The organism is Paenibacillus sp. FSL M7-1046, assembly GCF_038007405.1.
Classification (GTDB): domain Bacteria; phylum Bacillota; class Bacilli; order Paenibacillales; family Paenibacillaceae; genus Paenibacillus_AQ.
The window spans coordinates 7,690,524-7,697,258 of sequence record NZ_JBBOXB010000001.1 but is presented as its reverse complement, the minus strand read 5'-3'; the positions used below and the strand labels follow the sequence as shown (position 1 = coordinate 7,697,258).

The window sequence follows — 6,735 nt, the reverse complement described above, 5'->3', positions numbered from 1 at the left end:
CTTCTGGCGCATGCGCAGATCCGCGAAGCGGTGGTCATGGCCCGCGAGGACGAGCAAGGGCAGGCATACTTGTGCGCGTATCTTGTAAGCGACGAAGCCGTTCCGGTACCGGAGCTGCGTGCGCATCTGGCGGCGCAACTGCCGGAATACATGATCCCGTCCTACTTTGTGGAGCTGGAGAAGCTGCCGCTGAACTCTAACGGCAAGGTGGACCGCAAGGCGTTGCCGGAGCCGCAAGGGCTGGTTCAGGCGGGAAAGGAATACGAAGCGCCAAGCACGCCGACGCAGCGGCAACTGGCGGAGATTTGGCAGGAAGTGCTGGGAGCGGAGCAGGTCGGCGTCTACGATAACTTCTTTGTGCTGGGCGGCGACTCGATCAAGGCGATCCGCCTCGTCAGCCGGATGAATCGCGACATGGAGGCGGATCTCCCGTTAAGAGAGTTGTACCTGCATCAGACTATCGGAGAGCTGTCCGACTTCTTATCTCAGGAGCGCAAGCCGGACCGGCAGCTGGAGTCGGGGCGGGAGCTGCTGGAGCAGATGAAGCGGCGTATCATGGAGGATTCCGAGCAGGCGAAGCACCTGCCAGAGGATTACGAGGACGTGTATCCGCTTAGCAAAATTCAACAGAGCATGGTGTTCTACTCGAGATTGCGGCCGGAGGAGCCGATCTACCACGATCAGTTTTTGCATCACCTCAGGATCGTGTCGGCGGACCGGTTCGCAGAAGCGCTGCAGCGGTTATCCGATAGGCATCCGATTCTGCGCACCACCTTCGATCTCACACATTTCGAGGAAGAGGTCCAGCTTGTGCACGCCCGGATCGTTCCAGAGCTTTCGGTGGAAGATGTCTCCTCACTTAGCCGGGAGGAGCAGGAGCGCGTCATCCGCGCGCATATCGAACAAGACCAGCGCAACTTGTTCCGGTTTGACGGCAAGGTGCTGTGGAGAGTTCGCTTGTTCCGGATGAATACACAGCATGATTATTGCATGGTGTTTACGGTCCACCATGCGATTCTGGACGGATGGAGCGTGGCGTCCTTTCAGCAGGAGTTTGCAGGCATTTATCAGCAACTGCTGCAGGGAGAGCCGGCGGAGGTCAAGCCGCTGGATAGCAATTACAAGGATTATGTGGCCATCAACCGGTTCCGGGAGAGCGACGAGGAGAGCCGGCAATATTGGATCCGCGAATTGGCGGGGTATTCCCGCAACAAGCTGCCGTTTAACTACGCGGGCAAGAAGAGGGACCGCGGAGCGGCCAGCAAAATTTACCGCAGGCCACTGAGCAGCACGCTGCTGGGAGCCTTGAAGCGGCAGGCGAAGCGGTACGGTTGTACCGTCAAGGAGCTGTGCTTGAGCGCGCACGTGTATTTGCTGGGCATCCTGACGACGGAGGAAGAGATTGTCACGGGCGTGGTCAGCCACGACCGGCCGGCCATCGGAGATGCAGACAAAGTATTAGGCTGCTTCCTCAATACGGTGCCGATCCGCATGGGGCTGGCGCGCGAAGTGTCCAAGCGGGAACTGGTGAACCGTACAAAACGGCAGCTTGGGCAAATGAAGGCGCATGAACTGTTTCTGGCCGACATTGCCCATGCAATTGGTGAAGTGTCGAGCCCGTCCGTCAACCCGATCTTCGATACGCTGTTTAACTATACGGATTTTCATGTGCTGGAGGAGATGGGGCCGGGGCAAGAGTTGGCATCGGAGATGGCGGCGCTGAGCTTGGAAGCAAACGAAATGACGAATACGTGGTTTGATCTGGAAGTATCGCAATACTTTAACAGGCTGAACATGCAGATCAAATATGCGCCAGCTTATTTTGAGGATCGGGAGATCGAAACGGCGTTCGCCTGGTACGAACGAATCCTTGAAGCCCTATGTGACGAGGAGACCGATATCTTGTCGGTAGAGCGCCTAATGACGGCTGCAGAACGGCAAGCGATCGTGTACGAATGGAACCGGACGGATATGCCGTACGCAGCAGAGAAGACGCTGCACCAACTGTTCGAGGAACAAGCGGCGAGGACACCCGGGCGGACCGCTTTAAACTGGAACGGCCAGCCATTGACCTACCGGGAGCTGGATGAGCGGTCGAACCGGTTGGCGCGGCGGCTGCGGGCCCAGGGGGTGAAACTCAATGATCATGTCGGGCTGATGACCGGGCGGGGTTTTGAGATGATCATCGGTATGCTGGCGATTCTGAAAGCCGGCGCGGCGTATGTACCGATGGATCCGGACTACCCGCAAAGCCGGATCGCACATATGATCAGCCATGCGGGAGTAAGCGTCGTTGTCGTCGATCAGGCGTATGCAGAAGCGCCTGCGCTATTCGTCGACAGCCGGGACCCTTCGCTGATTGAGCATTCCAGTGAGGCGCTTCGCCTTGCCAAAGATTCGCACGAGTTGGCGTACATTATATATACATCCGGTTCAACCGGGGAGCCGAAGGGCGTCATGATTGAGCATCATTCGGCAGTGAACCTGGTCAGCTGGGTCAATCAGGAATGTGGCGTGCATGAGGAAGACCGGCTGTTGTTCATCACGTCGATGTGCTTCGACTTGTCGGTGTATGACATTTTCGGACCGCTGGCGGCAGGCGCCCAGATTGTGATTGCAAGCCGGGAGCAGGTGCAGGATCCTAAGCAGATGCAGCAGTTGCTGGAAGAGGAAGCCATTACGATTTGGGACTCGGTGCCGACGACGCTGAACCATGTGCTGTATGGCCTAGAGGAACAGGAGGAGGCGATCAGCCAGAAGGCTTTGCGGCTGGCGCTGGTGAGCGGGGACTGGATTCCGGTCGATTTGGCGGAGCGCGCGAAGGCATACTTCCCGAACGTCCAAGTGATAGGACTTGGGGGTGCGACGGAAGCCACCGTATGGTCCAACTACTATCCGATCCAGGAAGTTACGGCGGATCAAACGGGCATACCGTACGGAAAGCCGCTGGCGAACAATACCTTCTATATTCTGGACGCAGGTCGGCATCCGGTGCCGTACGGGGTGGCCGGCGAGCTGTATATCGGGGGAGTGGGCGTAGCCAGAGGCTATTTGAACGATCCGGCGAAGACCAGCGCATCGTTTATGGCCAATCCGTTTGTGCCGCAGGGGCGGATGTACCGGACGGGAGACATGGGGCGCATGCTGCCGGACGGCAACATGGAGTTCCTGGGACGCCAAGATTACCAGGTGAAGATCCGCGGCTACCGGGTGGAACTGGGAGAAATCGAGAACCAGTTGCTGAAGCATGAGGCGGTCCGCGAAGCAGTGGTGATCGCCCGTGAGGATGCGGCCGGCGGGAAATACTTGTGCGCGTACATGGTGCTGCAGGAGGAGACGGCTTCGGCGGAGATTCGGGAGCACCTCGGGCGGGCACTGCCGTCCTATATGATACCGGGATACATGATGCCGATGGAGCGCTTGCCGCTGACCCCTAACGGCAAGCTGAACCGCAAAGCGTTGCCGGAGCCGGATGCCCGAGTTCATTCGGAAGAACGGTATGAGGCAGCGAGTAGCGAGACGGAACGGAAGCTGCTCGGGATTTGGCAGGACGTGCTTGGCGTAGAGAACATCGGGATGCGCGACGACTTTTTTGCGATTGGTGGGCATTCGCTGCGGGCAACCGCGCTGGTGTCCAAAATCCAGAAGACGATGAACGTAGAGCTGACGCTGCAGGACGTATTCCGACTGCCGACGATCAAGGAGCAGGCGCGGAAGATCGAGGGGATGTCGAAGATGGCATACAGCGCCATCGAACCGGCGAAACCGGGCAAGGATTATCCGCTGTCTTCGGCGCAGCGGCGGCTATACGTGCTGCATGAGGTGGAGCCGGAGAGCACGCGCTACAACATGCCGGGCGTCGTGGAACTGGCCGGGCAGGTGGATGCGGATCGGCTGGAACAAGCGATTCGCTCGGTCATCGCCCGACACGAATCGCTGCGCACGTCGTTCACGTGGATTGACGGCGAACCGCGACAACAGGTGCACGAAGACGTGGCGTTTGAATGGGTATACCGGGGTGCAGATGAAGCACAGGCCCGGGAACTCACCCGGAGCTTCGTACGGCCGTTTGAACTGAGTCAGGCGCCGCTGCTGAGGGCCGGGCTGCTGCGGCTGGCGGAGGAGCGCCATTGGCTGGTGTGGGATATGCATCATATCGTGTCGGACGGCGTGTCGATGAACCTTCTGGTGTCGGACTTCATGGCGGCGTATGCCGGTGAGGAGCTGACACCGCTGCGGATTCAGTACAAGGACTACGCGGTCTGGCAGCAGGGCACGCTCGGGGTGGAGCGGATGCAAGGGCATGAGGCGTACTGGCTGTCGGTCTATGCAGAGGAAGCGCCGGTGCTGGAGCTGCCGGCCGACCGGACGCGTCCGGCAGTGCCAAGCAGCGAAGGCGGACGGGTTCATGCGCAGATCAGCGCGGATGTAGCCGAGGGGCTGAAGCAGATTGCGGCGGAGACCGGAGCCACGCTGTACATGGTGCTGCTGGCCGCCTATAACGTGTGGCTGCACAAGTACACGAGGCAGACCGACATCGTGGTTGGCACGCCGGTGTCGGGACGGACGCATACGGATACGGAGCCGATGATCGGGATGTTCGTGAACACGCTGGCGCTGCGCAACGCCCCGTCCGGGGAGAAGCGGTTTATGGACTTCGTGCGCGAGGTGAAGGAGCGGACGCTGGCGGCATTCGAGCATCAGGACTATCCGTTCGAGGAACTGGTCGAGAAGCTGAACGTGCGGCACGATAGGAGCCGCAACCCGTTGTTTGACACGATGCTGGTGCTGCAGAACATGGAGCAATCGATTCTCTATTTAACAGATATTGAGGTTCGCTCCGTTGAACAAGAGACTTCGACAACGAAGATGGATCTGACGATGATTGTTGTCGAAATCGAACAGGGCCTTCAATTATCTTTAGAGTATAGCCGGGATTTATTCGAGCATGGGACGGCGACGAGACTGCTTCAAGGATTTTGTGAACTTATCAAAGCCACGGCAACCGTTCCTTCCGTTTGCATTAGAGAATTAAAAATGGAAATCTTTCAACATGAAAAAGAAGAGGAGGAAGACGAATTATTCGATATTATTCATTTTGAATAACAGGATCTGTTGTATTACTAGGGTTAATCTTCGGTAACAATGGCCAAGTCGGTTTATATGAATCTAGTTTCTGTGCTGACCGATAGTGTGTACTCTTTTATCTGAAATAGTTACAGAATTCTAGTTCCAGCGATGAAAAGCTTCGGAGCCATTGGCTTGGCAGTTGATCTGGAAAGAAGCTGGAACTAGAATTTACAAAAATCAATTTCTAATTTTGTCAGATTTATTTACATGCATAATTTCACGTTCCTATTCATTTTTTAATGCGAATACATCGATTTTTGTGACTCTTCGATAAAAGTTAATGATTGGACTTTATGGACATTGATGGATTGAATATAGTGAGGTGTTGTATTTGTATAAAATGGCATTTATATTCCCTGGCCAAGGCTCGCAATATGTCGGGATGGGTCAAGCATGGCATTCAGCGTATCCTATCGCACGGGAATTATTCGAGATGGCCAACGATGCTCTTGGTTTCGATCTTAAAAAAATATGTTTCGAGGGAAGCACTCAAATACTTAGAAAGACGGAAATCGCCCAACCCGCAATTTTAACTGTAAGTTTGATTGCCTATCGCATAATACTTCAAGAGGTTGAAATTGTGCAACCCGTCCTTGCGGGGCATAGCCTTGGAGAGATATCGGCGTTATGTGCAGCGGAAGCTATATCGTTTGCCGACGCCGTCAAGCTTGTGCATGCCAGAGGGAAATATATGCAAGAAGCGGTGCCGGAGGGCCGGGGTTCGATGTATGCCGTGGTTGGACTTTCATCAGAGCAAGTGAAGGAGATATGCAGGGAGATTTCGCTAAATATAGGGACCGTCGTGCCATCTAACTATAATGCCAGCAAACAAACTGTAATATCAGGGGTAAAGGGCGCAGTGGAAGAAGCAGCGATTTCCATGAAACATGCAGGTGCGCAAGTGATACCGTTAAAAGTCAGCGCGCCCTTTCACAGTCCACTCATGGAACCGGCCTTAGCTCCGTTTCGCGAATTCTTAGGCGGACTTACACTTCATCCTTTGCAGCATCCAGTTGTCTCGAATGTTACGGGGGATTTTTACAAAAGTGAACAGGATATTATTCCGTTGCTCACTGACCAATTAATGAACCCGGTTTTGTGGACGGCTTGCATGAACAGGATGGCAACTCTGCCCGTTCAAGCATTTATCGAGACGGGGCCTCGTGAAACACTAGGGCCGCTTTTGAAGGAACGTTTTCCGGAAGCGAAGGTATATGCAACAGATTCCATCCATTCGACAATGCAAGATTGTCTTGACAACCTGAGGGGTGATTCGGAGAGAAGTCACCTAAGAAGCACGGGTAATCTGATGGATAAATGCTTATCTATTGCCGTATGCACCAAAAATCACAATTCAAATGCGGATGAATATCAAAGAAATGTGATCGGGCCGTATAAGATGATCCAGAGAATGAAGGAAGAAATAACTGTTTCCGGAAAAGAACCAACATTAGAGCAGACAGAGAAAGTCCTACATCTGCTTGGGACTATTCTTAAAGGCAAGAAGCTGCCTGTCGATGAGCTGAAATTACGTTTGGAACAGGCGATTAACGAAACAGGTATGCCCGGTTTATTTCAAGGACTGCTGATGTTTTGACTGACTGG

2 protein-coding genes are annotated in these 6,735 nt (G+C 54.7%); both read left to right on the top strand.

What is annotated here, in order from left to right; genetic code table 11:
• Positions 1–3 precede the first annotated feature (3 nt).
• Positions 4–5,106 carry an amino acid adenylation domain-containing protein gene (locus NYE29_RS34460; RefSeq protein ID WP_340899898.1) on the top strand — a complete coding sequence of 1,701 codons (5,103 nt, stop codon included), beginning with the start codon at positions 4–6 and terminating at the stop codon, positions 5,104–5,106.
• Positions 5,107–5,470: 364 nt separating this feature from the next.
• On the top strand, positions 5,471–6,727 hold the full coding sequence (gene fabD, locus NYE29_RS34455) for an ACP S-malonyltransferase (RefSeq protein WP_340899897.1): 1,257 nt from the start codon (positions 5,471–5,473) through the stop codon (positions 6,725–6,727).
• Positions 6,728–6,735 lie beyond the last annotated feature (8 nt).